Here is a 23,885-nt window from a genome sequence, read left to right as displayed (position 1 = left end):
GAGGGATATCGATATGGCGATTAAAAAATATAAACCAACCTCAAACGGTCGTCGTGGAATGACAGTATCGGATTTTGCTGAAATCACGACAGATCAACCAGAAAAATCGTTACTTGCACCTTTACACAAAAAAGGTGGACGTAATAACCAAGGTAAATTAACAGTTCGTCACCAAGGTGGTGGACACAAACGCCAATATCGTGTGATTGATTTCAAACGCGACAAAGATGGTATACCAGGACGCGTTGCTACAATCGAGTACGATCCAAATCGTTCTGCTAACATCGCACTAATCAACTATGTTGATGGTGAGAAAAGATACATCCTTGCACCTAAGAATTTAAAAGTAGGTCTAGAGATTATGTCTGGTCCTGAAGCAGATATTAAAGTAGGTAATGCACTACCATTACTTAACATTCCTGTAGGTACAGTAGTACACAACATCGAATTAAAACCTGGTAAAGGTGGTCAATTAGTTCGTTCTGCAGGTACCTCTGCTCAAGTATTAGGTAAAGAAGGTAAATACGTACTTGTACGTTTAAACTCTGGTGAAGTTCGTATGATTCTTGCTACTTGCCGTGCAACTGTAGGTCAAGTAGGAAACGAGCAACATGAACTTATCAACATTGGTAAAGCAGGTCGTTCACGTTGGTTAGGCAAACGTCCTACTGTTCGTGGATCTGTAATGAACCCTAACGATCACCCACACGGTGGTGGTGAAGGACGCGCTCCAATCGGACGTAAATCACCAATGTCTCCATGGGGTAAACCAACACTTGGAGCTAAGACTCGTAAGAAGAAGAACAAATCAGATAAATTTATCGTGCGTCGCCGTAAAAAATAACGCGATTGAACTACGGTTCAATCGAACCGTAGCACGATCGCGAAGGGAGGTACAATCATGGGCCGTAGCTTAAAAAAGGGACCATTCGTTGATGATCATTTAATCAACAAAGTTGAGAAATTAAATGAAACTGAGAAAAAGCAAGTTATTAAAACTTGGTCACGTCGTTCTACAATTTTCCCACAATTTATTGGTCACACTATCGCTGTTTATGATGGTCGTAAACATGTTCCTGTATATGTAACTGAGGATATGGTAGGTCATAAACTAGGTGAGTTCGCACCTACACGTACTTACAAAGGTCATGCTAGTGATGACAAAAAAACAAGACGTTAATGAGAGGAGGCATTTAAATGCAACAATCTAAAGCTGTCGCAAGAACAGTTCGTATTGCTCCTCGTAAAGCTCGTTTAGTTTTAGATCTTATTCGAGGTAAGCAAATAGGTGAAGCAGTAGCGATTTTAAACCACACGCCAAAGGCTGCTTCTCCAATCATAGAGAAAGTATTAAAATCGGCAGTGGCTAACGCTGAACATAACTATGAAATGGACATTAATAGCTTAGTTGTAACAGAAGCTTATGCAAACGAAGGTCCAACTCTTAAACGTTTCCGTCCACGTGCTATGGGTCGCGCAAGTGCAATCAACAAACGCACAAGCCACATCACAATCATCTTAACAGAAAAGAAGGAGGGATAATCAGTGGGTCAAAAGGTAAATCCAGTCGGTCTTCGTATCGGAGTTATTCGTGATTGGGAGTCAAAATGGTTCGCAGGAAAAGACTACTCAACTCTTTTACATGAAGATATTAAAATTCGTGAATATGTTACTAAACGTCTTAGCGATGCATCTGTTTCTAAAATTGAGATCGAGCGTGCTGCTAACCGTGTAAACATTACAATCCACACTGCTAAGCCAGGTATGGTAATCGGTAAAGGTGGTACTGAAGTTGAAGCACTTCGTAAAGCACTTAACCAATTAACTGGCAAACGTGTACACATCAACATTCTTGAAATCAAAAAAGCTGATTTAGATGCTAAATTAGTTGCTGAAAATATTGCACGTCAATTAGAAAACCGTATTTCTTTCCGTCGTGCACAAAAACAAACAATCCAACGTGCTATGCGTGCTGGTGCTCAAGGTATCAAAACACAAGTATCTGGTCGTTTAGGTGGAGCAGATATCGCACGTGCTGAACACTATAGCGAAGGAACAGTTCCACTACACACACTTCGTGCTGATATCGATTATGGAACAGCTGAAGCTGATACAACTTACGGTAAATTAGGCGTAAAAGTTTGGATCTATCGTGGAGAGGTTCTTCCTACTAAGAAGAAAACTGAGGAAGGAGGAAAATAATATGTTATTGCCAAAACGCGTAAAATATCGCAGAGAGCACCGTGGAAAAATGCGCGGTCGTGCTAAAGGCGGTACTGAAGTACATTTCGGTGAGTTCGGAATTCAAGCTCTTGAAGCTTCTTGGATCACAAATCGTCAAATCGAAGCTGCTCGTATTGCGATGACACGTTATATGAAACGTGGCGGAAAAGTTTGGATTAAAATCTTCCCTTCTAAGCCTTATACTGCAAAACCTTTAGAGGTACGTATGGGATCTGGTAAAGGTGCTCCAGAAGGTTGGGTAGCTGTTGTAAAACCAGGTAAAGTTATGTTTGAAATCTCAGGTGTAACTGAAGAGGTAGCACGTGAAGCTTTACGTTTAGCTTCTCACAAATTACCGATTAAAACGAAGTTTGTAAAACGTGAAGAAATTGGTGGTGAATCAAATGAAAGCTAATGAAATTCGTGACCTTACCACTGCTGAAATTGAACAAAAAGTAAAGTCTCTTAAAGAAGAGTTATTTAATCTTCGCTTTCAATTAGCGACAGGACAATTAGAAAACACTGCTCGCATCCGTGAAGTTCGTAAATCGATCGCTCGTATGAAAACTGTTATCCGTGAAAGAGAGCTTGCTGCTAATAATCGTTAATAAGAGAGGAGGTTTACTGAATGAGTGAACGTAACCAACGTAAAGTTTATACTGGTCGTGTTGTTTCTGACAAAATGGATAAAACTATCACTGTTCTTGTTGAAACATACAAAACACACCCATTATACGGTAAACGTGTAAAATACTCTAAGAAATACAAAGCTCATGATGAAAACAACCAAGCTAAAACTGGCGATATCGTAAGAATTATGGAAACTCGTCCATTATCTGCGACAAAACGCTTCCGTTTAGTTAGTGTTGTTGAAGAAGCTATTATCATTTAATATTGTTCGGATAGTTAATTCCGAAGGGAGGTAACATAGATGATCCAACAAGAATCTCGTTTGAAAGTTGCTGACAACTCTGGTGCTCGTGAAGTATTAACAATTAAAGTGTTAGGCGGTTCTGGTCGTAAAACTGCTAACATCGGTGATGTAATTGTTTGTACGGTAAAACAAGCAACACCAGGTGGCGTTGTCAAAAAAGGTGATGTTGTTAAAGCTGTAATCGTGCGCACTAAGAGTGGTGCTCGTCGTTCTGATGGCTCTTACATCAAATTTGACGAAAACGCATGTGTTATCATTCGTGATGACAAAGGTCCACGTGGTACACGTATTTTTGGACCAGTTGCACGTGAATTACGTGAAAACAACTTCATGAAAATCGTTTCTTTAGCTCCAGAAGTTCTATAATAAATTGAATTGCCTTACTAAGGAGGTGCAACTAGGATGCATGTTAAAAAAGGTGATAAAGTAATGGTTATCTCTGGTAAGGATAAAGGTAAACAAGGCGTAGTTCTTGCTTCTTATCCTAAAAAAGACCGTATTCTTGTAGAAGGTATTAATATCGTGAAAAAACACGCTAAACCTTCACAAGCAAACCCACAAGGTGGAATCTTAAACCAAGAGGCACCTATCCATGTATCAAATGTTATGCCACTTGATCCTAAATCTGGTGAGCCAACTCGTGTTGGTTATAAAGTGGTTGACGGTAAAAAGGTACGTGTAGCAAAAAAATCTGGTGAAACTTTAGATAAATAGTAAATCAGGAAGGGAGGTATATGTATGAACCGCCTTAAAGAAAAGTATCAAAGTGAAATTACTCCTGCATTAATGAAAAAGTTCTCTTACAAATCAGTAATGCAAACTCCAAAAATCGAGAAAATCGTAATCAACATGGGTGTTGGTGATGCAGTATCTAACTCTAAAGCTCTTGATGTAGCTGTTGAAGAATTAGGACAAATCACTGGTCAAAAACCTGTTGTAACGAAAGCTAAAAAATCAATCGCAGGCTTCCGTTTACGTGAAGGTATGCCAATCGGTGCAAAAGTTACACTTCGTGGTGAGCGTATGTACCAATTCTTAGATAAATTAATTTCTGTTTCATTACCACGTGTACGTGACTTCCGTGGGGTTTCTAAGAAATCATTTGATGGTCGTGGAAACTACACTTTAGGTGTGAAAGAGCAATTAATCTTCCCTGAGATTGATTATGATAAAGTTAACAAAGTTCGTGGTATGGATATCGTTATCGTAACAACTGCGAATACTGATGAAGAAGCGCGCGAACTATTAACACAGTTCGGTATGCCGTTCCAAAAATAATCGCTAGTAAAGGGAGGCGAAATTGTGGCTAAAAAATCAATGATTGCTAAGCAAAAGCGCACGCAAAAGTTTAAAGTACAAGAGTACACTCGTTGCGAACGTTGCGGACGTCCACACTCAGTACTACGTAAATTTAAGCTTTGCCGTATTTGTTTCCGTGAACTTGCTTACAAAGGTCAAATTCCAGGCGTGAAAAAAGCTAGCTGGTAAAACCGTATAACGGGAAGGAGGTTATTTAGTAATGGTTATGACAGATCCTATTGCAGATATGCTTACTCGCATTCGTAATGCGAATATGGTACGTCACGAAAAACTTGAGTTTCCTGCATCAACAATCAAAAAGGAAATCGCTGAAATCTTAAAACGTGAAGGTTTCGTACGTGACGTAGAGTATGTAGAAGATAATAAACAAGGTATCATTCGTATTTTCTTAAAATACGGAGCTAACAATGAACGTGTAATTACAGGCCTAAAAAGAATCAGTAAACCAGGTCTTCGTGTATATGCTAAAGCTGGCGAAGTACCACGTGTACTTAACGGATTAGGTATTGCGATCGTTTCAACTTCTCAAGGTGTTTTGACTGACAAAGAAGCTCGTGCAAAACAAACTGGTGGAGAAGTATTAGCATACGTTTGGTAATACGTTTAAATAGAATGGAGGTGTAATGAATGTCTCGTATTGGTAAGAAATTACTTGAAATCCCAGCTGGTGTTACTATTAACATCGCTGATGATAATACTGTAACAGTTAAAGGACCTAAAGGTGAATTAACTCGTACATTCAATATTGATATGAAAATCGCTATTGAAGATAACGTGTTAACTGTTACTCGTCCTTCTGATGCTAAGGAGCACCGTGCTCTTCACGGTACAACTCGTAGCTTATTAGGAAACATGGTAGAAGGTGTTTCTAAAGGTTTTGAAAGAGGTTTAGAACTTATCGGTGTCGGTTACCGTGCTTCTAAATCTGGTAACAAGTTAGTTCTTAACGTTGGTTACTCTCACCCTGTTGAAATCACACCTGAGTCTGGTATTGAAATTGAAGTACCATCACAAACTAAAGTTCTTGTAAAAGGAACTGATAAAGAGCGTGTAGGTGCTATTGCAGCTAATATTCGTGACGTTCGTCCACCAGAGCCTTACAAAGGTAAAGGTATTCGCTACGAAGGCGAACATGTACGTCGTAAAGAAGGTAAAACTGCGAAGTAATATCGCTTAGTTGATAAGAAAGGAGTGACCTAAATGATTACTAAAGCTGATAAAAATGCTGTACGTAAAAAAAGACACGCACGTGTTCGTGCTAAGTTAACAGGCACAGCTGAACGTCCTCGTTTAAACGTATATCGTTCTAACCAACACATTTATGCTCAAGTAATTGATGATACTAACTCAGTTACTTTAGTTAGTGCGTCTACATTAGATAAAGATCTTACTTTAGATTCTAAAAGCAATGCTGATGCTGCTCAAAAGGTTGGAGAATTAGTAGCAAAACGTGCTATCGAAAAAGGCGTTAAAACAGTTGTATTTGATCGCGGGGGTTATCTATACCATGGTCGTGTAAAGGCTCTAGCTGAAGCTGCTCGCGAGGCTGGACTAGAATTTTAATCGCAAAAGGAGGGACACAAAGAATGCGTCGTATTGATCCAAACAAATTAGAGCTTGAAGAACGCGTAGTTACGGTAAACCGCGTTGCAAAAGTTGTTAAAGGTGGTCGTCGTTTCCGCTTTGCAGCACTAGTTGTTGTAGGTGATAAAAACGGTCATGTAGGTTTCGGTACTGGTAAAGCTCAAGAGGTACCAGAAGCAATCCGTAAAGCAATTGAGGATGCTAAGAAAAATCTAATTGAGGTACCAATGGTAGGTACTACAATTCCTCACCAAGTTATCGGTCAATTTGGTGCAGGTAACATTCTCTTAAAACCAGCATCTGAAGGTACTGGAGTTATCGCAGGAGGACCTGTTCGTGCGGTACTTGAGTTAGCTGGTGTAGCTGATATTCTTTCAAAATCTTTAGGTTCAAACACTCCAATTAATATGATTCGTGCTACAATCTCTGGATTAAATGATCTAAAGAGTGCTGAAGAAGTTGCGAAGTTACGTGGAAAAACGGTAGAAGAACTGTTAGGATAAGGAGGGAAAACAATGGCGAATAAGTTAGAAATTACCCTCACTCGCAGTGTGATTGGTCGTCCTGAAGATCAACGTATTACTGTTAAAACTCTTGGACTTAAAAAGTTACACCAAACTGTTGTTCAAGAAGATAATCCTGCGATTCGCGGTATGATTAATAAAGTTGCTCACTTAGTTACAGTTAAAGAACAATAATAGAAACATAAATATATAAGGAGGTGTCCCGATGAAACTTCATGAGTTGAAACCAGCAGAAGGTTCACGTAAAACACGTAATCGTGTTGGTCGTGGTATCGGTTCTGGTAACGGTAAAACAGCTGGTAAAGGTCATAAAGGACAAAATGCTCGTTCTGGTGGTGGAGTTCGTCCTGGATTCGAAGGTGGTCAAACTCCTTTGTTCCAACGCTTACCTAAACGTGGATTCACAAACATCAACCGCAAGGACTTTGCAATTGTTAACCTTGATGTCCTAAACCGTTTCGAAGACGGTACAGAGGTTACTCCAGAGTTATTACTTGAAACAGGCGTTGTAAGTAATGTGAAATCTGGTGTAAAAATCCTTGGTAACGGCCAGTTAGAGAAAAAACTTACTGTAAAAGCTAACAAATTCTCAGCTTCTGCTAAAGAAGCAATTGAATCTGCTGGCGGTACAGCTGAGGTGATCTAATGTTTAAAACAATCTCCAATTTTATGCGCGTGGGTGATATTAGAAGTAAGATCATATTCACCCTTTTAATGTTAGTAGTATTTCGTATTGGTACGTTCATACCTGTGCCTAATGTTAATGCTGATGTGTTAAAGGCCCAGGATGAACTTAACGTGTTCGGAATTCTAAATACATTCGGTGGTGGAGCATTATATAACTTCTCTATTTTAGCGATGGGAATAATGCCATACATCACAGCTTCAATCATCATTCAACTTTTACAGATGGATGTTGTTCCGAAGTTTACTGAATGGTCTAAACAAGGTGAAGTTGGGCGTCGTAAGTTAGCTCAATTTACAAGATACTTTACGATAATATTAGGTTTCATCCAAGCGTTAGGTATGTCTTACGGGTTTAACACCCAATCAGGAGGATTATTAATTAATAACCCTGGTATAGGAACATACTTGTTAATTGCGATTGTATTAACAGCAGGTACAGCATTCTTAATGTGGTTAGGAGAGCAAATCACTTCTAAAGGTGTAGGAAATGGTATTTCCATTATCATCTTTGCAGGGATTGTAGCAGGGATTCCCTCAACTGTTAACCAAATTTATGCACAACAATTCGAAGATGCCGGTGATCAACTTTTCATTAAAATTGTGACAGTTGTCATCTTAATTTTAGCAATATTAGCTGTTGTAGTAGGAACGATCTTTATTCAACAAGCACTTCGTAAAATACCAATTCAATATGCTAAGGGTGCTGGTAACAAAAACATGGGTGGCGGTCATTCGACACACCTACCGTTAAAAGTTAACCCAGCTGGTGTAATTCCTGTTATCTTCGCGGTATCATTTATTATTACACCTCCTACTATTGCATCTTTCTTTGGTCCTAACGATGTGACAGATTGGATATCGAAAACTTTTGATTACACACAGCCAATAGGTATGGTTATCTATGTTGCGTTAATCTTAGCATTTACGTACTTCTATACATTTGTTCAAGTTAATCCTGAACAAATGGCGGATAATTTGAAGAAACAAGGCGGTTATATCCCTGGTATTAGACCAGGTAAGAGCACGCAGGAATATGTTACAAAGGTATTATATCGTTTAACTTTTGTTGGTTCTCTTTTCTTAGCAGCTATAGCTGTTCTTCCTGTTTTCTTCATTAAATTTGCTGATCTTCCACAATCTGCACAGATTGGTGGAACTAGTTTATTAATTGTTGTCGGTGTAGCACTTGAAACAATGAAACAACTTGAAAGTCAGCTAGTGAAACGTCATTATAAAGGCTTTATTAAATAATGAGGATATGGGAAATCCTTCCCATTCCCTCTAAATAGAGACTGAGGGGGGAATACAAATGAATCTAGTATTAATGGGTCTTCCTGGTGCTGGGAAAGGAACTCAAGCTGAACGTATTGTAGACAAATACGACATCCCTCATATCTCAACAGGAGATATGTTCAGAGCTGCTATGAAAGAAGAAACAGAACTTGGTCTACAAGCTAAGTCTTTCATTGATAAAGGAGAATTAGTTCCCGATGAAGTTACCATTGGTATTGTTCGTGAACGTTTAGGCAAGAATGATTGTCAAAAAGGTTTCCTTTTAGATGGCTTTCCAAGAACAGTAGCTCAAGCAGATGCGCTTGAAGGAATTCTAACAGACCTAAACAAACAGATTGATTATGTCATTAATATACAAGTTAATAAAGATATCCTAATGGAACGATTAACTGGTCGTCGTATCTGCAAACAATGTGGAGCAACTTACCACTTAGTATTTAATCCACCTGCTAACGAAGGTAAGTGTGATAAATGCGGTGGCGAGCTTTACCAACGCGCAGATGATAACGAAGAAACAGTAGCTAATCGTTTAGAAGTGAACCTTCAACAAACACAACCTCTATTAGACTTTTATAATGAAAAAGGTTATTTAAGAAATATAGATGGTGAACAGGATATCGATCTAGTATTTAACGACGTTGATCAACTGGTTGGAGGACTAGGTGCATGATCATTTGTAAGACTCAGCGTGAACTAGAAATTATGCGAGAAGCAGGACGAATTGTCGCTTTAACTCATCAAGAATTAATTAAACACATTAAACCTGGTGTAACGACGAAGGAACTGGATGTAATTGCCGAAAAATTTATTCGTGCACATGATGCAATTCCTTCATTTAAAGGGTATAATGGTTTCCGCGGAAGCATATGTGCTTCAGTAAATGAAGAGCTCGTTCACGGAATACCGGGTGATCGTGTATTAAATGACGGGGACATCATTAGTATCGATATTGGTGCGAAATATAATGGATATCATGGTGACTCAGCTTGGACCTATCCTGTTGGTAAGATTTCTGATGAAGCTCAAAGATTATTAGATGTTACTGAAGAATCTTTATTCAGGGGTCTTAAAGAAGCAAAGCCAGGCGATCGATTATCTAACATTTCTCATGCTATCCAAACATATGTTGAAGAGCATGGCTTCTCAGTTGTGAGAGAGTATGTTGGTCACGGTGTCGGGCAGGAGCTTCATGAAGATCCTCAGATCCCTCATTATGGTCCACCAAATAAAGGTCCTAGGTTAAAACCAGGAATGGTACTAGCGATTGAACCGATGGTTAATGCAGGTACCCGTTATGTAAGAACCTTGGAAGATGATTGGACTGTTGTAACAGTTGATGGAAAATACTGTGCTCATTTTGAACACACTATTGCTATTACTGAAGATGGTTTTGAGATTCTGACTAAGGCATAATCGATAGGTGACATTGCTTAAAATGATCCGATTATCGTTACCACGTGTGTTTAGTTGACTAAGCAAATTGTTTGATCAGCTATAAAAAATGCGCCAAGATAAGAGGGATATCGTTTTAGCTGACGGAGAAAGCGAGAGTTTTTCTTCATCACCAAGAATGATCTATTAGCGTATCTCCAGAAGTTCAGAACAGTATATTAGAAGCAGGTCGTGTGACAATTAGGTAATTAATCCTGAGTTTGTCGATGAGCAAGTTACTGATTTGAAGAAGGGAGAACAGTTCAATGGCGAAAGACGATGTAATTGAAGTAGAAGGAACTGTTGTTGAAACATTACCAAACGCAATGTTTAAGGTAGAACTTGAGAACGGTCATACGGTATTAGCGCATGTATCCGGAAAGATTCGCATGCATTTCATTCGTATTTTACCTGGAGACAAAGTTACGGTAGAATTATCTCCATATGATTTAACTCGTGGTAGAATTACGTACCGTTTTAAATAATTTAGCACTCCGTACTACTAAGGAGGTATTAAAATCATGAAGGTCAGACCATCTGTTAAACCGATCTGTGAGAAATGTAAAGTTATCCGCAGAAAAGGCAAAGTCATGGTTATATGTGAGAATCCTAAACATAAGCAAAAACAAGGTTAATATATAAGGAGGTGCAAGCATAATGGCTCGTATTGCAGGTGTTGATATTCCTCGCGACAAACGTGTTGTTATTTCATTAACGTATATTTTCGGGATCGGACGTTCTACTGCTGAAAAAGTTCTAGCTGAAGCTGGAGTTTCTGAAGATACTCGTGTACGTGATTTAACTGAAGAAGAGTTAGGGAAAATTCGTGATGTAATCGATAAGCTTAAAGTTGAGGGTGACCTTCGTCGTGAAATCTCTCTTAACATTAAACGTCTAATCGAGATCGGTTCATTCCGTGGTATCCGTCACCGTCGTGGCTTACCAGTTCGCGGACAAAACACGAAAAACAATGCTCGTACACGTAAGGGACCACGTCGTACAGTAGCAAACAAGAAAAAATAAGGTAAAAGGAGGTTAACCAATAATGGCACGTAAAACGAACACTCGTAAACGTCGTGTGAAAAAGAATATTGAAAGTGGTATTGCTCATATCCGTTCAACATTCAATAACACGATCGTTACTATTACTGATACTCATGGTAATGCAATTTCATGGTCAAGTGCTGGTGCGTTAGGTTTTAGAGGTTCTCGTAAATCCACTCCTTTCGCTGCACAAATGGCTGCAGAAACAGCTGCAAAAGCATCTATGGATCACGGTTTAAAAACTCTAGAAGTTACTGTTAAAGGACCAGGTGCAGGACGTGAAGCTGCAATCCGTTCTCTTCAAGCTGCAGGTCTAGAAGTAACTGCAATCAGAGATGTTACTCCAGTACCACATAATGGATGCCGTCCACCAAAACGTCGTCGTGTGTAAATTTTCTGTATAGATTTTGTATCCCTGTCAATAATGGGTTATGATACAGTATATAAGTTCTAGCAGAAACATTCTGTTGTTGTGCACATTCGGGAACTTTTGAATGAGGAATTTCGGTTAGACATGAATCTATAGAGTCTAGCCGGGGTTTCGACGTTTTGAAGGAGGGTTTATAGATGATAGAAATTGAAAAACCAAAAATCGAAACGGTTGAAATCAGCGATGATGCCAAATATGGTAAATTCGTCGTCGAGCCACTTGAGCGTGGATATGGTACAACTTTGGGTAACTCCTTACGTCGTATTCTTTTATCCTCACTCCCTGGTGCCGCTGTAACATCGATCCAAATAGATGGCGTACTTCATGAGTTTTCAACGATCGAAGGTGTTGTTGAAGATGTTACTTCGATTATCTTAAACATTAAAAAGCTTGCTCTTAAAATCTATTCAGATGAAGAAAAGACGCTAGAAATTGATGTTCAAGGCGAAGGTAGTGTAACTGCATCCGATATTACTCATGATAGTGATGTAGAGATTTTAAATCCAGATCTTCATATTGCAACTCTAGCTTCAGATGCTAGCTTTAGAATGAGGCTAACAGCTAAGCGCGGACGTGGTTATACACCAGCTGATTCAAACAAACGTGAAGACCAGCCGATAGGGGTTATTCCTATTGACTCAATCTTTACACCAGTAGCGCGTGTTTCCTACCAAGTAGAAAAAACACGTGTAGGTCAAGTTGCTAACTATGATAAGTTAACGTTAGATGTTTGGACAGATGGAAGTACAGGGCCGAAAGAAGCAATTGCTTTAGGTTCTAAGATCCTAACAGAACACCTTAATATCTTTGTAGGGCTTACTGATGAAGCTCAAAACGCAGAAATTATGGTTGAAAAAGAAGAGGATCAAAAAGAAAAAGTTCTTGAGATGACGATTGAAGAATTAGATCTATCTGTCCGTTCATACAACTGTTTAAAACGTGCTGGAATTAATACAGTGCAAGAGTTAGCTCATAAAACAGAAGAAGATATGATGAAGGTTCGAAATCTAGGTCGTAAATCTCTTGAAGAAGTTAAGGCAAAATTAGAAGAACTAGGTTTAGGTCTTCGAAAAGACGACTGATGACTAGTTTGTAAAAACTAGCATTTTCGTATGCTATCGGTAAAAATAGCTTGCCTCTATTAAATAACAACATACATTATACAACGAAGGAGGGGACATCTCATGTCATACAGAAAATTAGGCCGTACTAGTGCTCAACGTAAAGCAATGCTACGTGACTTAACTACTGACTTAATCATTAGTGAGCGCATTGAAACAACAGAAGCTCGTGCAAAAGAATTACGTTCTACTGTTGAAAAGATGATCACACTAGGAAAGCGCGGAGACCTTCATGCTCGTCGTTTAGCTGCAGCTTATGTACGTAATGAAGTAGCTGAAGTTGTATCTGTTACAACTGAAGAAGGTAAAGAAAAGGATAAGCCAAAATATGCTTTAGAAAAACTTTTCAGTGATATCGCTCCACGTTACGAAGACCGTCAAGGTGGTTACACTCGTATTATGAAACTTGGACCTCGTCGCGGAGACGGTGCTCCAATGGTCATCATTGAATTAGTTTAATAAGTTTCTTACAAGGGCGTGACAGTTTCATAACTGGATCAATGCCCTTTTTTTATAGGGAAGGAAAATACATTAATAGATTCATCATTAATCACTTTCCTTCCCTTGATGCTGTACGAAGAGCTGTGGTCATGATCACGTATAGAAAGATTAGGAGAGACGAGGATGGGTCAGACAATCATCGATGTTGAAAATATAACATTTCACTATCATCAAGAAGCTGCTCCTGCGTTAGAGAATGTATCTATACAGGTTAATAAGGGAGAATGGCTTGCTATTGTTGGTCACAACGGCTCAGGTAAATCAACTCTAGCACGTATATTAAATGGACTATATGTTCCTGATAAAGGAAAGGTTCGAGTATGTGGAATTGAATTATCTGAAGAGACGATTTGGGATATACGGAAACATGTTGGAATGGTTTTTCAGAATCCTGATAATCAATTTGTTGGCACCACTGTTAAAGATGATGTAGCCTTTGGATTAGAGAATCACGGAGTTGCTAGGGATGAAATGGTAAGGAGAATTGATTGGGCGACAAAAAAGGTTAGCATGGATCAATTTCTTGAACATGAACCGCATCATCTTTCAGGTGGACAAAAACAACGTGTTGCTATTGCAGGAGTCATAGCAGTTCAGCCGGATATCATTATTCTTGATGAAGCCACTTCAATGTTAGATCCATTAGGAAGAGATGAAGTTATTCAAACTGTTCGTGATCTTAATGCTCAAGGAACATTAACGGTTATCTCAATCACACATGATTTAGAGGAAGCATCTAAAGCCGATCGAATCATTGTAATGAATGGTGGTAAGAAGTTTGCCGAAGGAACTCCAGATGAAGTGTTTAAACTTGATGATGAGTTAGTTAAAATCGGTTTAGACTTACCATTTCCCCTACAGTTAAGCAAAAAGTTAAGAGATCAAGGTATTCCAATTAAGGGTAACCATTTGACTGAAGAAGGGCTGGTGGAAGAGCTATGGACATTACGTTCAAAGATGTAGAACATCGTTATCAAGCAAGAACCCCATTTGAACGACTTGCACTCTATGATGTAAACCTCTCCATTAAAAAGGGAACCTATTTGTCCATTATAGGTCACACAGGCTCAGGAAAGTCCACCATTCTCCAGCATTTAAATGGGTTGTTAAAGCCTACTGTTGGTTCTGTTCAGATTGGTACTCACATTATTGAGGCAGGTAAAAAACAGAAGAACCTTAAGGAAGTAAGAAGGCTAGTAGGAATTGTATTTCAATTTCCTGAACATCAGCTTTTTGAAGAAACTGTTGAGAAAGATATAGCTTTTGGTCCAATGAATTTCGGTGTAAGTGAAGAGGATGCTTTTAAGAAGGCAAAGAAATCACTAGAAATAGTAGGATTACCTGAATCGATTTTACAGAAGTCACCGTTTGATTTAAGTGGTGGACAAATGCGGAGAGTTGCTATTGCTGGTGTTTTAGCTATGGGTCCTGAGGTTTTAGTTCTTGATGAACCTACTGCGGGTTTAGACCCTAAAGGTCGTAAAGAAATGATGGACTTATTCTATAGACTTCGTCGTGAGCAAAATCTAACGATTATTTTGGTTACTCACAGCATGGAGGATGCCGCAAAATATTCTGACGAAATTATTGTTATGCATAAAGGCACCATTGAAATGAGAGGAACTCCAAGAGAGATTTTTAGTCAAGGAGAGAAGCTTTCAGCATTAGGTTTAGATTTACCTGAAACAGTTAAACTCCAGCAAAAGCTTGCTGCAAAAGGAATACCTTTAGGTGATATTCCACTAACATTAGAGGAAACAGTTGATCAATTGACCTCTCTTATGAAAGAGGTGGGGCAGGTTTGATGAACAATATCATTATTGGTAAATATGTACCAGGCTCTTCTCTTATTCACAGAATGGATCCTAGGGCTAAATTAATCCTAATTTTTGCTTTTGTGTTTATTGTATTTATTGCCAATAATTTTCTCACTTATGCTCTATTGGGAGTTTTTACCCTCTTCGTTGTTATGATGACAAAGCTACCTCTTAGGTTTTTAATAAGGGGACTTAGACCTGTTTTATGGATTATTCTTTTTACCTTTATTCTGCATCTTATAGTGACAAAGGAAGGCGAAGTCTTGATTGACTTAAGATTTCTTAAGATTTATGAAGAGGGGCTAAAACAGGGTATATTTATTTCACTAAGATTTTTATATCTTATTTTAATTACCACTATACTAACTTTAACTACAACTCCAATTGAAATTACTGATGGTATGGAAAGTCTTTTAGGTCCATTTGGTAAACTTGGATTACCTGTTCATGAACTTGCTTTAATGATGTCGATTTCTTTAAGATTTATTCCAACATTAATGGAGGAAACGGATAAAATATTAAAAGCGCAAATGGCAAGAGGTGTAGACTTCACAGGAGGCCCTTTAAAGGATCGATTTAAGGCTGTTGTTCCTTTGCTTGTCCCTCTCTTTATTAGTGCCTTTAAAAGGGCTGAGGAGCTTGCTACAGCCATGGAAGCTCGTGGATATAATGGAGGAGAAGGACGAACAAAGTTGCGTCAGTTGAAATGGGGGTTAATGGATACCTCTCTTTTAGCACTCTTAGTAGTTTTAGGACTAGTCTTACTATATTTACGGGCATAGGAGCAAAAGATGAGAGTAAAATGCATTGTATCTTATGACGGAACACAATTCAGTGGATATCAGGTACAACCAAATAAAAGAACAGTTCAAAGTGAAATAGAGAATTCTCTATTAAAACTTCATAAAGGGCAGGCTGTTAGAATTTATGCGTCTGGTAGAACAGATGCACAGGTACATGCATTAGGCCAAGTTTTTCACTTTGATACAAATTTAACCATACCTGAGGGAAAGTGGCCATATGCATTAAACAGTTTGCTGCCAGATGATATATCAATTAAAGAGGCTGTATATGTAGATGATGATTTTCATTCTCGGTTTCATGCGCTAAAGAAAGAATATCGTTACCAAATTAATACTGCTAAGATCCAAGATGTATTTAAACGACATTATATGTATCATTTCCCATATCACTTAGATGTGGAGTTAATGAGGAAAGCATCTCAATATCTTTGTGGTACGCATGATTTCACGAGTTTTTGTGTAGCAAAAACAGAAGTGGAAGATAAAGTTAGAACCATATTTTCTATAGATATTGTTAAAGAGGAATCTGACATTATATTTTCTTTTATTGGAAATGGCTTTTTATATAATATGGTGAGAATTTTAGTAGGAACATTATTAGAGGTAGGCCAAGGGATAAGAACCCCTGAAAGTATATCTTCAGTAATAAAAGGAAGAGACAGGAGTTTAAGTGGGAAAACTGTCCCAGGTCATGGTTTATATTTATGGAAAGTTTACTATGACAACTAAACCAGGTGTAACATCCCCTTGACATTAGGTTATATACAGTATATTATATCTAATGGTATGTATTTCAACCCCACGAATAAGCCCCGGAAACTTATCGTGTTATGAAATAGAATAGGAACCATCTTTTATTTTAACTAACTAGGAGGAAGAAAATAATGCGTACAACGTTTATGGCAAACGCTGCAAATATCGAACGTAAATGGTACGTAGTAGATGCTGAAGGCAAAACTTTAGGTCGCCTTTCAAGTGAAGTTGCATCTATCCTACGTGGTAAGCACAAACCAACTTACACACCACACGTTGACACTGGAGATCATGTAATTCTAATCAACGCTGATAAAATTGAATTAACAGGTAAAAAATTAACTGATAAAATTTACTACCGTCACAGCCAATTCCCAGGTGGTTTAAAATCTAGAACTGCTTTGGAAATGCGTACGAACTATCCTGAGAAAATGCTTGAATTAGCAATCAAAGGAATGCTTCCAAAAGGTTCATTAGGTCGTCAAATGGCTAAGAAATTACATGTATATGCTGGTAGTGAACATCCACACCAAGCACAACAACCTGAAGTTTACGAACTTCGCGGATAATTATTAAGAGGAGGTAATTAATTTGGCACAGGTTCAATATTACGGTACTGGTCGTCGTAAAAGCTCAGTTGCTCGTGTACGTCTAGTTCCAGGCGAAGGCCGTATCGTTGTAAACAATCGTGATATTAAAGAATATATCCCATCAGCTGCACTTATCGAAGATATTAAACAACCATTACACTTAACTGAAACTGCAGGTAACTATGATGTTCTTGTTAATGTTTCAGGTGGTGGATATGCTGGTCAAGCAGGCGCTATCCGTCATGGTATCTCTCGTGCTTTATTAGAAGCAGATCCAGAATACCGTGCATCACTTAAACGCGCTGGTTTATTAACTCGTGACGCTCGTATGAAAGAACGTAAAAAATACGGTCTTAAAGGCGCTCGTCGTGCACCTCAGTTCTCAAAACGTTAATATTACGTTTCAAAGACTCTCAACCAATTGGTTGGGGGTTTTTTTATTTGTCTAATCGACAACTATCTGGGGGCAACTTTGCTAAATAAATTCTAAGCATAGTTTTTCTGCATATACAGCTTCTTTCAATTAAGCATACATTGTAATATCTTACTTGAAAGGAGCTGTTTCTTTTGTTTAGAGGCCCTGCTAAAAAAGTTGTTTATCCTACCAGAGTCAATGTAAGAGATGTATTCTACCCCCAAACGATTCAACATATTAAACCAGTTGAGACAATCGTTCGTCACAATTATATTAATCGTCACCAATCTTTATATCCTCATACTGTAAGAAATGTTGCGACAGTTAGAAATGTAACATTACCACCAAGGTCTTGGTTTGCTGGTAATAGTCCAGGAAGAGGTTTTACTGGTCCCCGACGTGGATTCTTCTAAATTCTGAAAAGAAGAACTATTCTTTATGAATGGTTCTTCTTTTTTTATATAACACTTCAATTAGTAAACAGTTTTATTCATTTCTTGGGAAATAATTTTTATTTCTCATTTCTTAATCTTAGCTGAAATTGGCAGCATTTTTACGAATGAGAAACAGGTAGTGATAAACAATACATATAAGGGAGGCATCTACTATGAATGAAATTATTTCTTTAAAGCAGAAGAGACATCAGAAAGAATTAAAATATGAAAGAAAGATGTTAAGAGAACTTTCTTTAACAGAGATTAAAGGAAAAATTGACGATTGTTTTGGAAGCTTTAATAGTAATTTTAAAAAATCAGTGGTTGAAGATGGTTGTATCGATTTTGCAATAGAGGCATTTTTACTCGGTGCCAAGTACAGTAAGTTTGGCTATTACGGTGAATCTATGCAATCAGCCCATAAAAGATGTCAATTAGAAGAAAAAAGATTAATCGATGATTTATTTGACTACTTTCTTACATGGGGCAAAGTAAAAGAAGGAGATCTATCCTTTGAAGAAATTCACTTAGCCTGTGAATATTATATTCATATTTGGTGGAAAGAAGGATATTTAAAAGGTGAAAAAAGATACAAATTAAGACTTCATTAGTTTCTAATAAGATTAATCATATTCCCATCGGTTGTCCCATATATTGAAATTGAGGACGAGCAGGAGGGAATAGGGATGGATAAAAAAATAAAATGGTTAAGCTTTATTGGGGGCTTTGTTTTATTACTTATACTATTTCAGTGGCAATTTTCGGATAACAAATCGTTTGAATCATGGAATTTACCGCTCACTGGTAAGGTGATTTATATTGACCCTGGTCATGGAGGACCAGATGGGGGGGCAGTTGGAAGTGATACCTTAGAAAAGGATATATCTTTAAGTATTTCGTTAATTATAAGAGATTACCTCCAAGAACAAGGTGCACTTGTTTTGCTTACGAGAGAAGAAGATGTAGATTTAGCAGATGAAGATACCTCAGGATATAGTCGGAGAAAAGCCGAGGATCTAAAAAAACGGGTAAAGATAATAAATGAATCTGAAGCAGATTTATTTTTGAGTATTCATTTAAATGCAATTCCTTCAGCAAAGTGGAGTGGAGCTCAAACTTTTTATAGCGGAAGATATATTGAGAATGAAAATATTGCAAAGTATATACAAGATGAATTAAGAAGAAATCTTGAAAATACAGAGCGAGTTGCCAAGCCAATTGATGGAGTATATCTTCTTAAAAATCTTGAAAAGCCAGGTGCTCTAGTTGAAGTAGGGTTTTTATCAAATCCGCAAGAAGAAAAATTACTTCAGACCAAGAGTTATCAAGATAAAGTTGCTGCCTCTATCTATAATGGAGTTTTAAGATATTTTTCAAATGAGAAAAATCCTCCAGAATAATGAGCATAGCTAAGCCCTGATTTCTTACCTTATCAGAAAATTATGTTATACTGATGTAAACGACTTCATAATAAGGGTGGAATATTATGCTAAGAGAAGAAGCAATAAAAACAGCAATAGGAAAACTAGAAGATCCCTTCTTACATATATCATTAGAAGAATTAAATGCTATTGAGGAAATAAACATAAAGCAGGAAAAACAACATGTTAGCCTGAGAATAGGCATTTCAAAACTAAATACAGCAGAGCAACTTCAATTACAACAAAAGGTTGTTGCGATAGTAAAAGAGCTAGGAGCAGAATCAGTTGGACTTCGCTTTCACGAACTTTCTCAAGAAACAATTGCTGCCTATCAAGATACTAATGGAAATCAGTCAGATTCTTTATTATCCCCTGGAAATAAAACAACATTTCTTGCGATCGCAAGCGGTAAAGGTGGAGTAGGAAAATCAACAGTGTCGGTTAATCTTGCTGTATCTCTTGCACGTCTAGGGAAAAAGGTAGGATTAATAGATGCAGATATATACGGATTTAGTGTACCTGATATGATGGGAATAACAAAGAGACCTGCTGTTAAAGGTGAGAAAATCATCCCTGTTGAGAGATTTGGAGTAAAGGTTATTTCAATGGGATTTTTTGTGGAAGATAACGCACCTGTTATTTGGAGAGGCCCAATGCTTGGGAAAATGTTAAATAACTTCTTTAATGAAGTTGAATGGGGAGATTTAGATTATCTCTTATTAGACTTGCCTCCAGGAACAGGTGATGTTGCATTAGATGTTCACTCAATGCTTCCTTCATGTAAAGAAATCATAGTGTCAACGCCTCATCCTACTGCAGCATTTGTAGCCGCTAGAGCGGGGGCTATGGCATTACAAACTGATCATGAAGTAATTGGTGTTGTAGAAAATATGGCTTATTTTGAAAGTGCCAAAACAGGCGAAATAGAATATGTATTTGGCCGTGGCGGCGGTGAGAAATTAGCTGAAGAGTTAAGAGTACCCCTACTAGGGAAAATTCCTTTACAACAACCAGACTGGAATGACGAAGATTTTGCTCCATCTGTATATGCTGCAGACCATCCGATAGGAAAGATATACGATTCCATTGGACAACAATTGACTAAGTTAATTCCAGTTAAAGCATAAAAAAAGCGCTATATAAGCGCTTTTTTATTTTAACTTCCTCCACCGCCACTTTCTTCTCCACTTCCACCACTTTGTCCGCCGCCACCTTGCTCAGCTTCTTTGCCACCACCACTTTGTTGGCCTGCTTCTTCTGCTGCTTTTAACAGAGTTTCCTGAATTTGTGCCTTATATAGTGGACTAGAAAGGGTTTCTGTAATGACTTCTTGAAGATGTTTTCTGAATTCTTGACTTTTAGCAGCGGTAAGGAAATTCTTTTCCATTTCTGGATCTTTAAATACATCGATAAGCAATTTCTGATAGTCAGGATCTTTCATTAGTTCTTTAATAACCTTCTCGTGTTCATCCTTAATACTTGTAGCAAAGCTTTCTACAAATTTTGGATCTTCAAATACTTTTTGCCAAAATTTAGTTCCTTCTTCAGAAGTTAGCGTTGTTTTAATCGTTTCTTTCACAACGCTTTGGTCCATGATTAAGACCTGTTTCATTTCTTCATCTTTCATGACTTCCTGTAACGCCTTTTTCCCATCGTCTGTTTTTAATATATCAACAACCATCTTTTTAGTTTCCTCATAGTCCATCTGTGTGCCTGATTCTTCTCTTGGAGCACACCCAGACATAAAGATAAAAACAGCTAAAGTCATGAGGAGCGAGTATCTCTTCATGGTAATCCAAGCTCCTTTCTATTTGCGTGATACTATTTATATTTTGATTTAGATGAGAGAATTTATACGAGGAAAATCGTTACGTATGGCTTTTTTAATAAAGGATTGGTAAAATCATAAGGAGTAATATGATGGAGGATATATAAGTGAAAAGTAGAAATTGGGTTCGATTATTTTTAAGTACTTTGCTAGTTGGTGGAGTAGCTACAAGTATTATTGGCTTTCTCTTGAAATGGGAAGAATATAAAGAATTATTTATTACTTTTGATGTACTTGAGATTCTATCTGTTTTATTCTGGTTATTCGGAGTAGGTTTAATTTTTAGCGTTATATCTCAAATGGGTTTTTTCGCTTATTTAACCATACATAGGTTCGGGTTAGGAATATTTAGATCAACTTCTTTATGGAATATTGCTCAGCTCTTTTTAATTATTTTTGTTTTATTTGACCTAGTTTACTTCAGATATCAGTTATTCAGTAAAGAGAATGAAGCGTTAACATCTTATATCTTAATAGCAGGTTATGTCTTTATTGTTGGACTTATAGTTGCTTTCATGAAAAGAAAAGATACGAATAAAGAGGCATTTGTACCTGCTTTATTCTTTATGATTGTCGTAACTGTTATTGAATGGTTTCCAGCATTGCGCGTTAACGAAGAGGACTGGCTACTACTCATGCTTATTCCTATTCAAATCTGTAATGCCTACCAGTTATTAATGCTTCCTAAATTTCTTCAGCAAAAAAGGAGCTAACTCCCAGTTTAGGATCTAACTCTAAGGTAAAGGGATACAAATCACATGATTTGTATCCCTTTTATTTATAATGGCATTTTGAGGGATGATAATTAAACATAAAGGGGATGAAGACCAGAATTAGTGTGAGGAACAAGAGAAATGGTCTTCATAAGGGAGATGAAGACTAAAAGTAGTATGAGGAACGAGAGGAATGGTCTTCATAAAGGGTATGAAGACTAAAAGTAGTATGAGCAACGAGAGGAATGGTCTTCATAAGGGAGATGAAGACCAGAATTAGTGTGAGGAACAAGAGAAATGGTCTTCATAAAGGGGATGAAGACTAGAAATAGTATGAGGAACGAGAGGAATGGTCTTCATAAGTGAGATGAAGACCAAAAGTAGTATGAGGAACGTAAAAAATGGTCTTCAAAAGGAGATGAAGACCAAAGTCAGCATGAAGTCCAAGGGAATGGTCCTCATAAAAGTCATATAGATCTATAATTAATTAAGACTAACTTCAGCGCCTTCATACTGAAGCGGATAGTCCCATTATACATAACTTTAAATAAAGTAATCGCTCAACGCTTCTTCACATGAAACTAAGAAGAAACGCAATATACTTTAAAAAGAAACTATTTAACTTCAGAAGACTTTGTTTGAGCATTAGCAATTAATTCATCGACTGTAACATTTTTTAATCCTTTACTTCTTATTTCCTTAATAATTGTGGGAAGAGCCTCATTTGTTTGTTTAGCTGAATCAGATGCATGCAATAGAACAATATCTCCACCTTTAATAGAAGAAGTGGCGTTCTGTACAATTGCTTCAACACCAGGGTTGGTCCAATCATCTGAATCAACACTATAATGCACTACTGTATACCCTTGCTGTGAAGCAATTTTAAGAACATCTTTATTAAAGCCTCCACTTGGTGGGCGGAGCAATTTAATATCCTTTACACCAAGTTTAGTGAATACCTCTTGAGCCATGGATAGGTCTTTTCTCACTTCATTTGGCTCCAAATCTCGATAATCTTTGTAGTTATATCCCATGCTTCCAATCTGGTGCCCATCTTCTTTAATCCGTTTTACAACATCAGGATGTCTTTCAGCCCATGAAGCAGATAAAAAGAATGTGCTATTTTTTATGTTCTGCTTTTTTAATGTATCAAGAATACTCTCGGCTTTAACATCTCCCCAGCTTATATCAAAGGTTAAAGCAATTTCATTGTTTTTCGTTTCTCCTCGATAAATCGCTTTTGGGCCATCTGATGTTGAGAAAACAGGATAGTTTAATACATTCTCAACATATAGAATTCCGGCAGTGAAAAATGCAGCCAACATAATTAAGGCCAATTGTTTAATTTTCTTAATATGAAATACGTGAAATTGATTCATAACGGTCCTCCTCAGACAACATACTCTTGAGACAAGTCTATGCTTGGACTCTTATTTACATGATTAAAAATAAAATTATATAGAAAGAATGAGTAGGTAGGAGGAGAAATGAATGATCTACTACTTATTTCATGAGAAGGAAAGGCAAGAAATTGAGCAAATGTTAATAAGGGAGTTATCGGAATTAGATGAGCTTATATACATTAGAGCGTCACTCAGTGAGGGAAACTGTGTAAAAGAAAGAGCATTAAAAGAAAAAAGAGATATACTAGTAAATGTGATGTCTAAAATAACAAAAAAACTTTAATGATTTTGTTGACCTTCTTTCAAAATGGTGATATATTATAAAACGTCGCTGCTGAGCGACAGTGTTTATCTCTTTTATAAAAAAACTTTTTTAAAAAGATGGTTGACACTAACTTAGTTAAAATGTTATATTAATAAAGTCGCTTCTGAGAGAACGACATTAAATGATCTTTGAAAACTAAACAAAACCAAGCGTGCAAAAGTTAATTTCGATTAACAAAAAAACGTACTATAAAGTACAAACTTTTATGAGCTACATCAACTCTTTATTGGAGAGTTTGATCCTGGCTCAGGACGAACGCTGGCGGCGTGCCTAATACATGCAAGTCGAGCG

General features: G+C 37.5%; 40 protein-coding genes and 1 rRNA gene. 39 read left to right on the top strand and 2 right to left on the bottom strand.

Annotated features, from left to right (window positions below):
• Nucleotides 1-13 precede the first annotated feature (13 nt).
• The 36 genes from rplB to COD11_RS18065 all read left to right on the top strand — a co-directional run bounded on the left by rplB (nucleotide 14) and on the right by COD11_RS18065 (nucleotide 20,452).
• Nucleotides 14-844 (top strand): 50S ribosomal protein L2, encoded by an 831-nt coding sequence (gene rplB, locus COD11_RS18245; RefSeq protein WP_098798322.1) that lies wholly within the window; start codon nucleotides 14-16, stop codon nucleotides 842-844.
• Between the two features lie 57 nt (nucleotides 845-901).
• Complete coding sequence (rpsS, locus tag COD11_RS18240; RefSeq protein ID WP_098798321.1) at nucleotides 902-1,180, top strand: 30S ribosomal protein S19; 279 nt, start codon at nucleotides 902-904, stop codon at nucleotides 1,178-1,180.
• Between the two features lie 17 nt (nucleotides 1,181-1,197).
• Nucleotides 1,198-1,542 (top strand): 50S ribosomal protein L22, encoded by a 345-nt coding sequence (gene rplV, locus COD11_RS18235; protein ID WP_098798320.1) that lies wholly within the window; start codon nucleotides 1,198-1,200, stop codon nucleotides 1,540-1,542.
• Nucleotides 1,543-1,545: 3 nt separating this feature from the next.
• On the top strand, nucleotides 1,546-2,202 hold the full coding sequence (gene rpsC, locus COD11_RS18230) for a 30S ribosomal protein S3 (RefSeq protein ID WP_098798319.1): 657 nt from the start codon (nucleotides 1,546-1,548) through the stop codon (nucleotides 2,200-2,202).
• Nucleotide 2,203: 1 nt separating this feature from the next.
• Nucleotides 2,204-2,638 carry a 50S ribosomal protein L16 gene (rplP, locus tag COD11_RS18225; protein WP_098798318.1) on the top strand — a complete coding sequence of 145 codons (435 nt, stop codon included), beginning with the start codon at nucleotides 2,204-2,206 and terminating at the stop codon, nucleotides 2,636-2,638.
• The gene (gene rpmC / locus COD11_RS18220; protein ID WP_098798317.1) at nucleotides 2,628-2,831 is read left to right on the top strand and encodes a 50S ribosomal protein L29; all 204 of its coding nucleotides are present in this window, start codon (nucleotides 2,628-2,630) and stop codon (nucleotides 2,829-2,831) included. The genes rplP and rpmC overlap by 11 nt, the downstream gene beginning before the upstream one ends.
• Nucleotides 2,832-2,851: 20 nt before the next feature.
• A complete protein-coding gene (gene rpsQ, locus COD11_RS18215) occupies nucleotides 2,852-3,115 on the top strand; it encodes a 30S ribosomal protein S17 (protein ID WP_098798316.1) in 264 nt (87 codons plus the stop codon).
• A 39-nt stretch (nucleotides 3,116-3,154) separates the two neighbouring features.
• Complete coding sequence (gene rplN, locus COD11_RS18210; RefSeq protein ID WP_026561230.1) at nucleotides 3,155-3,523, top strand: 50S ribosomal protein L14; 369 nt, start codon at nucleotides 3,155-3,157, stop codon at nucleotides 3,521-3,523.
• Nucleotides 3,524-3,559: 36 nt separating this feature from the next.
• Nucleotides 3,560-3,871 (top strand): 50S ribosomal protein L24, encoded by a 312-nt coding sequence (gene rplX / locus COD11_RS18205; protein WP_098798315.1) that lies wholly within the window; start codon nucleotides 3,560-3,562, stop codon nucleotides 3,869-3,871.
• A gap of 24 nt (nucleotides 3,872-3,895) precedes the next feature.
• Nucleotides 3,896-4,435 carry a 50S ribosomal protein L5 gene (rplE, locus tag COD11_RS18200; RefSeq protein ID WP_098798314.1) on the top strand — a complete coding sequence of 180 codons (540 nt, stop codon included), beginning with the start codon at nucleotides 3,896-3,898 and terminating at the stop codon, nucleotides 4,433-4,435.
• Nucleotides 4,436-4,459: 24 nt separating this feature from the next.
• Nucleotides 4,460-4,645: a 30S ribosomal protein S14 gene (gene rpsN, locus COD11_RS18195; protein ID WP_010285078.1), complete on the top strand. Its 186-nt coding sequence runs from the start codon at nucleotides 4,460-4,462 to the stop codon at nucleotides 4,643-4,645.
• A gap of 31 nt (nucleotides 4,646-4,676) precedes the next feature.
• The gene (gene rpsH, locus COD11_RS18190; protein WP_098798313.1) at nucleotides 4,677-5,075 is read left to right on the top strand and encodes a 30S ribosomal protein S8; all 399 of its coding nucleotides are present in this window, start codon (nucleotides 4,677-4,679) and stop codon (nucleotides 5,073-5,075) included.
• A 29-nt stretch (nucleotides 5,076-5,104) separates the two neighbouring features.
• Nucleotides 5,105-5,644: a 50S ribosomal protein L6 gene (gene rplF, locus COD11_RS18185; RefSeq protein ID WP_098798312.1), complete on the top strand. Its 540-nt coding sequence runs from the start codon at nucleotides 5,105-5,107 to the stop codon at nucleotides 5,642-5,644.
• A gap of 33 nt (nucleotides 5,645-5,677) precedes the next feature.
• Complete coding sequence (gene rplR, locus COD11_RS18180; protein ID WP_098798311.1) at nucleotides 5,678-6,040, top strand: 50S ribosomal protein L18; 363 nt, start codon at nucleotides 5,678-5,680, stop codon at nucleotides 6,038-6,040.
• 23 nt (nucleotides 6,041-6,063) lie between these two features.
• On the top strand, nucleotides 6,064-6,564 hold the full coding sequence (gene rpsE / locus COD11_RS18175; protein ID WP_098798310.1) for a 30S ribosomal protein S5: 501 nt from the start codon (nucleotides 6,064-6,066) through the stop codon (nucleotides 6,562-6,564).
• 12 nt (nucleotides 6,565-6,576) lie between these two features.
• Nucleotides 6,577-6,759, top strand: a complete 183-nt coding sequence (gene rpmD, locus COD11_RS18170; protein WP_026561237.1) for a 50S ribosomal protein L30 — start codon at nucleotides 6,577-6,579, stop codon at nucleotides 6,757-6,759.
• A gap of 31 nt (nucleotides 6,760-6,790) precedes the next feature.
• Nucleotides 6,791-7,231: a 50S ribosomal protein L15 gene (gene rplO, locus COD11_RS18165; protein WP_026561238.1), complete on the top strand. Its 441-nt coding sequence runs from the start codon at nucleotides 6,791-6,793 to the stop codon at nucleotides 7,229-7,231.
• Nucleotides 7,231-8,523 (top strand): preprotein translocase subunit SecY, encoded by a 1,293-nt coding sequence (gene secY, locus COD11_RS18160; protein ID WP_098798309.1) that lies wholly within the window; start codon nucleotides 7,231-7,233, stop codon nucleotides 8,521-8,523. Before rplO ends, secY begins: the two co-directional genes overlap by 1 nt.
• Nucleotides 8,524-8,581: 58 nt before the next feature.
• The gene (locus COD11_RS18155; protein ID WP_098798308.1) at nucleotides 8,582-9,235 is read left to right on the top strand and encodes an adenylate kinase; all 654 of its coding nucleotides are present in this window, start codon (nucleotides 8,582-8,584) and stop codon (nucleotides 9,233-9,235) included.
• Entirely contained in the window at nucleotides 9,232-9,978 is a 747-nt protein-coding gene (gene map, locus COD11_RS18150; RefSeq protein ID WP_098798307.1) for a type I methionyl aminopeptidase, read from the top strand. Before COD11_RS18155 ends, map begins: the two co-directional genes overlap by 4 nt.
• A gap of 284 nt (nucleotides 9,979-10,262) precedes the next feature.
• A complete protein-coding gene (gene infA, locus COD11_RS18140) occupies nucleotides 10,263-10,481 on the top strand; it encodes a translation initiation factor IF-1 (RefSeq protein WP_003348578.1) in 219 nt (72 codons plus the stop codon).
• A gap of 36 nt (nucleotides 10,482-10,517) precedes the next feature.
• Nucleotides 10,518-10,631 carry a 50S ribosomal protein L36 gene (gene rpmJ / locus COD11_RS18135; RefSeq protein WP_003156543.1) on the top strand — a complete coding sequence of 38 codons (114 nt, stop codon included), beginning with the start codon at nucleotides 10,518-10,520 and terminating at the stop codon, nucleotides 10,629-10,631.
• 22 nt (nucleotides 10,632-10,653) lie between these two features.
• Nucleotides 10,654-11,019, top strand: a complete 366-nt coding sequence (gene rpsM, locus COD11_RS18130; protein ID WP_098798306.1) for a 30S ribosomal protein S13 — start codon at nucleotides 10,654-10,656, stop codon at nucleotides 11,017-11,019.
• Between the two features lie 22 nt (nucleotides 11,020-11,041).
• Complete coding sequence (gene rpsK / locus COD11_RS18125; protein ID WP_098798305.1) at nucleotides 11,042-11,431, top strand: 30S ribosomal protein S11; 390 nt, start codon at nucleotides 11,042-11,044, stop codon at nucleotides 11,429-11,431.
• A 176-nt stretch (nucleotides 11,432-11,607) separates the two neighbouring features.
• Complete coding sequence (locus COD11_RS18120) at nucleotides 11,608-12,552, top strand: DNA-directed RNA polymerase subunit alpha (RefSeq protein ID WP_098798304.1); 945 nt, start codon at nucleotides 11,608-11,610, stop codon at nucleotides 12,550-12,552.
• A 102-nt stretch (nucleotides 12,553-12,654) separates the two neighbouring features.
• Nucleotides 12,655-13,050, top strand: coding sequence for a 50S ribosomal protein L17 (rplQ, locus tag COD11_RS18115; RefSeq protein ID WP_098798303.1), 396 nt, complete (start codon nucleotides 12,655-12,657; stop codon nucleotides 13,048-13,050).
• 165 nt (nucleotides 13,051-13,215) lie between these two features.
• A complete protein-coding gene (locus COD11_RS18110) occupies nucleotides 13,216-14,055 on the top strand; it encodes an energy-coupling factor ABC transporter ATP-binding protein (protein ID WP_098798302.1) in 840 nt (279 codons plus the stop codon).
• On the top strand, nucleotides 14,031-14,897 hold the full coding sequence (locus COD11_RS18105) for an energy-coupling factor ABC transporter ATP-binding protein (RefSeq protein WP_098798301.1): 867 nt from the start codon (nucleotides 14,031-14,033) through the stop codon (nucleotides 14,895-14,897). The genes COD11_RS18110 and COD11_RS18105 overlap by 25 nt, the downstream gene beginning before the upstream one ends.
• A complete protein-coding gene (locus COD11_RS18100; RefSeq protein ID WP_098798300.1) occupies nucleotides 14,894-15,691 on the top strand; it encodes an energy-coupling factor transporter transmembrane component T family protein in 798 nt (265 codons plus the stop codon). The genes COD11_RS18105 and COD11_RS18100 overlap by 4 nt, the downstream gene beginning before the upstream one ends.
• A gap of 9 nt (nucleotides 15,692-15,700) precedes the next feature.
• Nucleotides 15,701-16,441: a tRNA pseudouridine(38-40) synthase TruA gene (gene truA, locus COD11_RS18095; protein ID WP_098798299.1), complete on the top strand. Its 741-nt coding sequence runs from the start codon at nucleotides 15,701-15,703 to the stop codon at nucleotides 16,439-16,441.
• Nucleotides 16,442-16,596: 155 nt separating this feature from the next.
• On the top strand, nucleotides 16,597-17,034 hold the full coding sequence (rplM, locus tag COD11_RS18090; protein ID WP_098798298.1) for a 50S ribosomal protein L13: 438 nt from the start codon (nucleotides 16,597-16,599) through the stop codon (nucleotides 17,032-17,034).
• 22 nt (nucleotides 17,035-17,056) lie between these two features.
• On the top strand, nucleotides 17,057-17,449 hold the full coding sequence (rpsI, locus tag COD11_RS18085) for a 30S ribosomal protein S9 (RefSeq protein ID WP_098798297.1): 393 nt from the start codon (nucleotides 17,057-17,059) through the stop codon (nucleotides 17,447-17,449).
• A gap of 173 nt (nucleotides 17,450-17,622) precedes the next feature.
• Nucleotides 17,623-17,883, top strand: a complete 261-nt coding sequence (locus tag COD11_RS18080) for a CotD family spore coat protein (RefSeq protein WP_176551138.1) — start codon at nucleotides 17,623-17,625, stop codon at nucleotides 17,881-17,883.
• 194 nt (nucleotides 17,884-18,077) lie between these two features.
• Nucleotides 18,078-18,515, top strand: a complete 438-nt coding sequence (locus tag COD11_RS18075) for a DUF2521 family protein (RefSeq protein WP_098798295.1) — start codon at nucleotides 18,078-18,080, stop codon at nucleotides 18,513-18,515.
• A 75-nt stretch (nucleotides 18,516-18,590) separates the two neighbouring features.
• On the top strand, nucleotides 18,591-19,304 hold the full coding sequence (cwlD, locus tag COD11_RS18070; protein ID WP_098798294.1) for an N-acetylmuramoyl-L-alanine amidase CwlD: 714 nt from the start codon (nucleotides 18,591-18,593) through the stop codon (nucleotides 19,302-19,304).
• Nucleotides 19,305-19,390: 86 nt separating this feature from the next.
• Nucleotides 19,391-20,452, top strand: a complete 1,062-nt coding sequence (locus COD11_RS18065; protein ID WP_098798293.1) for an Mrp/NBP35 family ATP-binding protein — start codon at nucleotides 19,391-19,393, stop codon at nucleotides 20,450-20,452.
• Between the two features lie 29 nt (nucleotides 20,453-20,481).
• Here COD11_RS18065 and gerD read toward each other — a convergent pair whose 3' ends face one another.
• Nucleotides 20,482-21,114, bottom strand: coding sequence for a spore germination lipoprotein GerD (gene gerD / locus COD11_RS18060; protein WP_098798292.1), 633 nt, complete (start codon nucleotides 21,112-21,114; stop codon nucleotides 20,482-20,484).
• A 146-nt stretch (nucleotides 21,115-21,260) separates the two neighbouring features.
• Between gerD and COD11_RS18055 the strand changes: the two genes are divergently transcribed.
• The gene (locus COD11_RS18055; protein WP_098798291.1) at nucleotides 21,261-21,866 is read left to right on the top strand and encodes a KinB-signaling pathway activation protein; all 606 of its coding nucleotides are present in this window, start codon (nucleotides 21,261-21,263) and stop codon (nucleotides 21,864-21,866) included.
• A gap of 614 nt (nucleotides 21,867-22,480) precedes the next feature.
• Here COD11_RS18055 and pdaB read toward each other — a convergent pair.
• The gene (gene pdaB, locus COD11_RS18050; RefSeq protein ID WP_098798290.1) at nucleotides 22,481-23,245 is read right to left on the bottom strand and encodes a polysaccharide deacetylase family sporulation protein PdaB; all 765 of its coding nucleotides are present in this window, start codon (nucleotides 23,243-23,245) and stop codon (nucleotides 22,481-22,483) included.
• A 112-nt stretch (nucleotides 23,246-23,357) separates the two neighbouring features.
• Between pdaB and COD11_RS18045 the strand changes: the two genes are divergently transcribed.
• The gene (locus tag COD11_RS18045; RefSeq protein ID WP_098798289.1) at nucleotides 23,358-23,552 is read left to right on the top strand and encodes a hypothetical protein; all 195 of its coding nucleotides are present in this window, start codon (nucleotides 23,358-23,360) and stop codon (nucleotides 23,550-23,552) included.
• A 265-nt stretch (nucleotides 23,553-23,817) separates the two neighbouring features.
• A 16S ribosomal RNA gene (locus tag COD11_RS18040) occupies nucleotides 23,818-23,885 on the top strand; the annotation flags it as partial.

It is taken from the genome of Bacillus sp. AFS040349 (assembly GCF_002577655.1).
Lineage (GTDB): Bacteria > Bacillota > Bacilli > Bacillales > Bacillaceae > Metabacillus.
The sequence above is the reverse complement of the archived record's forward strand: the minus strand, read 5'-3'. Positions and strand labels throughout refer to the sequence as shown.

What these genes read in the sequence shown, in the direction of transcription:
- rplB (WP_098798322.1), top strand. Translation starts at nt 14, where the DNA reads ATGGCGATTAAAAAATATAAACCAACCTCAAACGGTCGTCGTGGAATG.
- rpsS (WP_098798321.1), top strand. Translation starts at nt 902, where the DNA reads ATGGGCCGTAGCTTAAAAAAGGGACCATTCGTTGATGATCATTTAATC.
- rplV (WP_098798320.1), top strand. Translation starts at nt 1,198, where the DNA reads ATGCAACAATCTAAAGCTGTCGCAAGAACAGTTCGTATTGCTCCTCGT.
- rplP (WP_098798318.1), top strand. Translation starts at nt 2,204, where the DNA reads ATGTTATTGCCAAAACGCGTAAAATATCGCAGAGAGCACCGTGGAAAA.
- rpmC (WP_098798317.1), top strand. Translation starts at nt 2,628, where the DNA reads ATGAAAGCTAATGAAATTCGTGACCTTACCACTGCTGAAATTGAACAA.
- rpsQ (WP_098798316.1), top strand. Translation starts at nt 2,852, where the DNA reads ATGAGTGAACGTAACCAACGTAAAGTTTATACTGGTCGTGTTGTTTCT.
- rplN (WP_026561230.1), top strand. Translation starts at nt 3,155, where the DNA reads ATGATCCAACAAGAATCTCGTTTGAAAGTTGCTGACAACTCTGGTGCT.
- rplX (WP_098798315.1), top strand. Translation starts at nt 3,560, where the DNA reads ATGCATGTTAAAAAAGGTGATAAAGTAATGGTTATCTCTGGTAAGGAT.
- rplE (WP_098798314.1), top strand. Translation starts at nt 3,896, where the DNA reads ATGAACCGCCTTAAAGAAAAGTATCAAAGTGAAATTACTCCTGCATTA.
- rpsH (WP_098798313.1), top strand. Translation starts at nt 4,677, where the DNA reads ATGGTTATGACAGATCCTATTGCAGATATGCTTACTCGCATTCGTAAT.
- rplF (WP_098798312.1), top strand. Translation starts at nt 5,105, where the DNA reads ATGTCTCGTATTGGTAAGAAATTACTTGAAATCCCAGCTGGTGTTACT.
- rplR (WP_098798311.1), top strand. Translation starts at nt 5,678, where the DNA reads ATGATTACTAAAGCTGATAAAAATGCTGTACGTAAAAAAAGACACGCA.
- rpsE (WP_098798310.1), top strand. Translation starts at nt 6,064, where the DNA reads ATGCGTCGTATTGATCCAAACAAATTAGAGCTTGAAGAACGCGTAGTT.
- rpmD (WP_026561237.1), top strand. Translation starts at nt 6,577, where the DNA reads ATGGCGAATAAGTTAGAAATTACCCTCACTCGCAGTGTGATTGGTCGT.
- rplO (WP_026561238.1), top strand. Translation starts at nt 6,791, where the DNA reads ATGAAACTTCATGAGTTGAAACCAGCAGAAGGTTCACGTAAAACACGT.
- secY (WP_098798309.1), top strand. Translation starts at nt 7,231, where the DNA reads ATGTTTAAAACAATCTCCAATTTTATGCGCGTGGGTGATATTAGAAGT.
- COD11_RS18155 (WP_098798308.1), top strand. Translation starts at nt 8,582, where the DNA reads ATGAATCTAGTATTAATGGGTCTTCCTGGTGCTGGGAAAGGAACTCAA.
- map (WP_098798307.1), top strand. Translation starts at nt 9,232, where the DNA reads ATGATCATTTGTAAGACTCAGCGTGAACTAGAAATTATGCGAGAAGCA.
- infA (WP_003348578.1), top strand. Translation starts at nt 10,263, where the DNA reads ATGGCGAAAGACGATGTAATTGAAGTAGAAGGAACTGTTGTTGAAACA.
- rpmJ (WP_003156543.1), top strand. Translation starts at nt 10,518, where the DNA reads ATGAAGGTCAGACCATCTGTTAAACCGATCTGTGAGAAATGTAAAGTT.
- rpsM (WP_098798306.1), top strand. Translation starts at nt 10,654, where the DNA reads ATGGCTCGTATTGCAGGTGTTGATATTCCTCGCGACAAACGTGTTGTT.
- rpsK (WP_098798305.1), top strand. Translation starts at nt 11,042, where the DNA reads ATGGCACGTAAAACGAACACTCGTAAACGTCGTGTGAAAAAGAATATT.
- COD11_RS18120 (WP_098798304.1), top strand. Translation starts at nt 11,608, where the DNA reads ATGATAGAAATTGAAAAACCAAAAATCGAAACGGTTGAAATCAGCGAT.
- rplQ (WP_098798303.1), top strand. Translation starts at nt 12,655, where the DNA reads ATGTCATACAGAAAATTAGGCCGTACTAGTGCTCAACGTAAAGCAATG.
- COD11_RS18110 (WP_098798302.1), top strand. Translation starts at nt 13,216, where the DNA reads ATGGGTCAGACAATCATCGATGTTGAAAATATAACATTTCACTATCAT.
- COD11_RS18105 (WP_098798301.1), top strand. Translation starts at nt 14,031, where the DNA reads ATGGACATTACGTTCAAAGATGTAGAACATCGTTATCAAGCAAGAACC.
- truA (WP_098798299.1), top strand. Translation starts at nt 15,701, where the DNA reads ATGAGAGTAAAATGCATTGTATCTTATGACGGAACACAATTCAGTGGA.
- rplM (WP_098798298.1), top strand. Translation starts at nt 16,597, where the DNA reads ATGCGTACAACGTTTATGGCAAACGCTGCAAATATCGAACGTAAATGG.
- COD11_RS18075 (WP_098798295.1), top strand. Translation starts at nt 18,078, where the DNA reads ATGAATGAAATTATTTCTTTAAAGCAGAAGAGACATCAGAAAGAATTA.
- cwlD (WP_098798294.1), top strand. Translation starts at nt 18,591, where the DNA reads ATGGATAAAAAAATAAAATGGTTAAGCTTTATTGGGGGCTTTGTTTTA.
- COD11_RS18065 (WP_098798293.1), top strand. Translation starts at nt 19,391, where the DNA reads ATGCTAAGAGAAGAAGCAATAAAAACAGCAATAGGAAAACTAGAAGAT.
- gerD (WP_098798292.1), bottom strand. Translation starts at nt 21,114, where the DNA reads ATGAAGAGATACTCGCTCCTCATGACTTTAGCTGTTTTTATCTTTATG.
- pdaB (WP_098798290.1), bottom strand. Translation starts at nt 23,245, where the DNA reads ATGAATCAATTTCACGTATTTCATATTAAGAAAATTAAACAATTGGCC.
- COD11_RS18045 (WP_098798289.1), top strand. Translation starts at nt 23,358, where the DNA reads ATGATCTACTACTTATTTCATGAGAAGGAAAGGCAAGAAATTGAGCAA.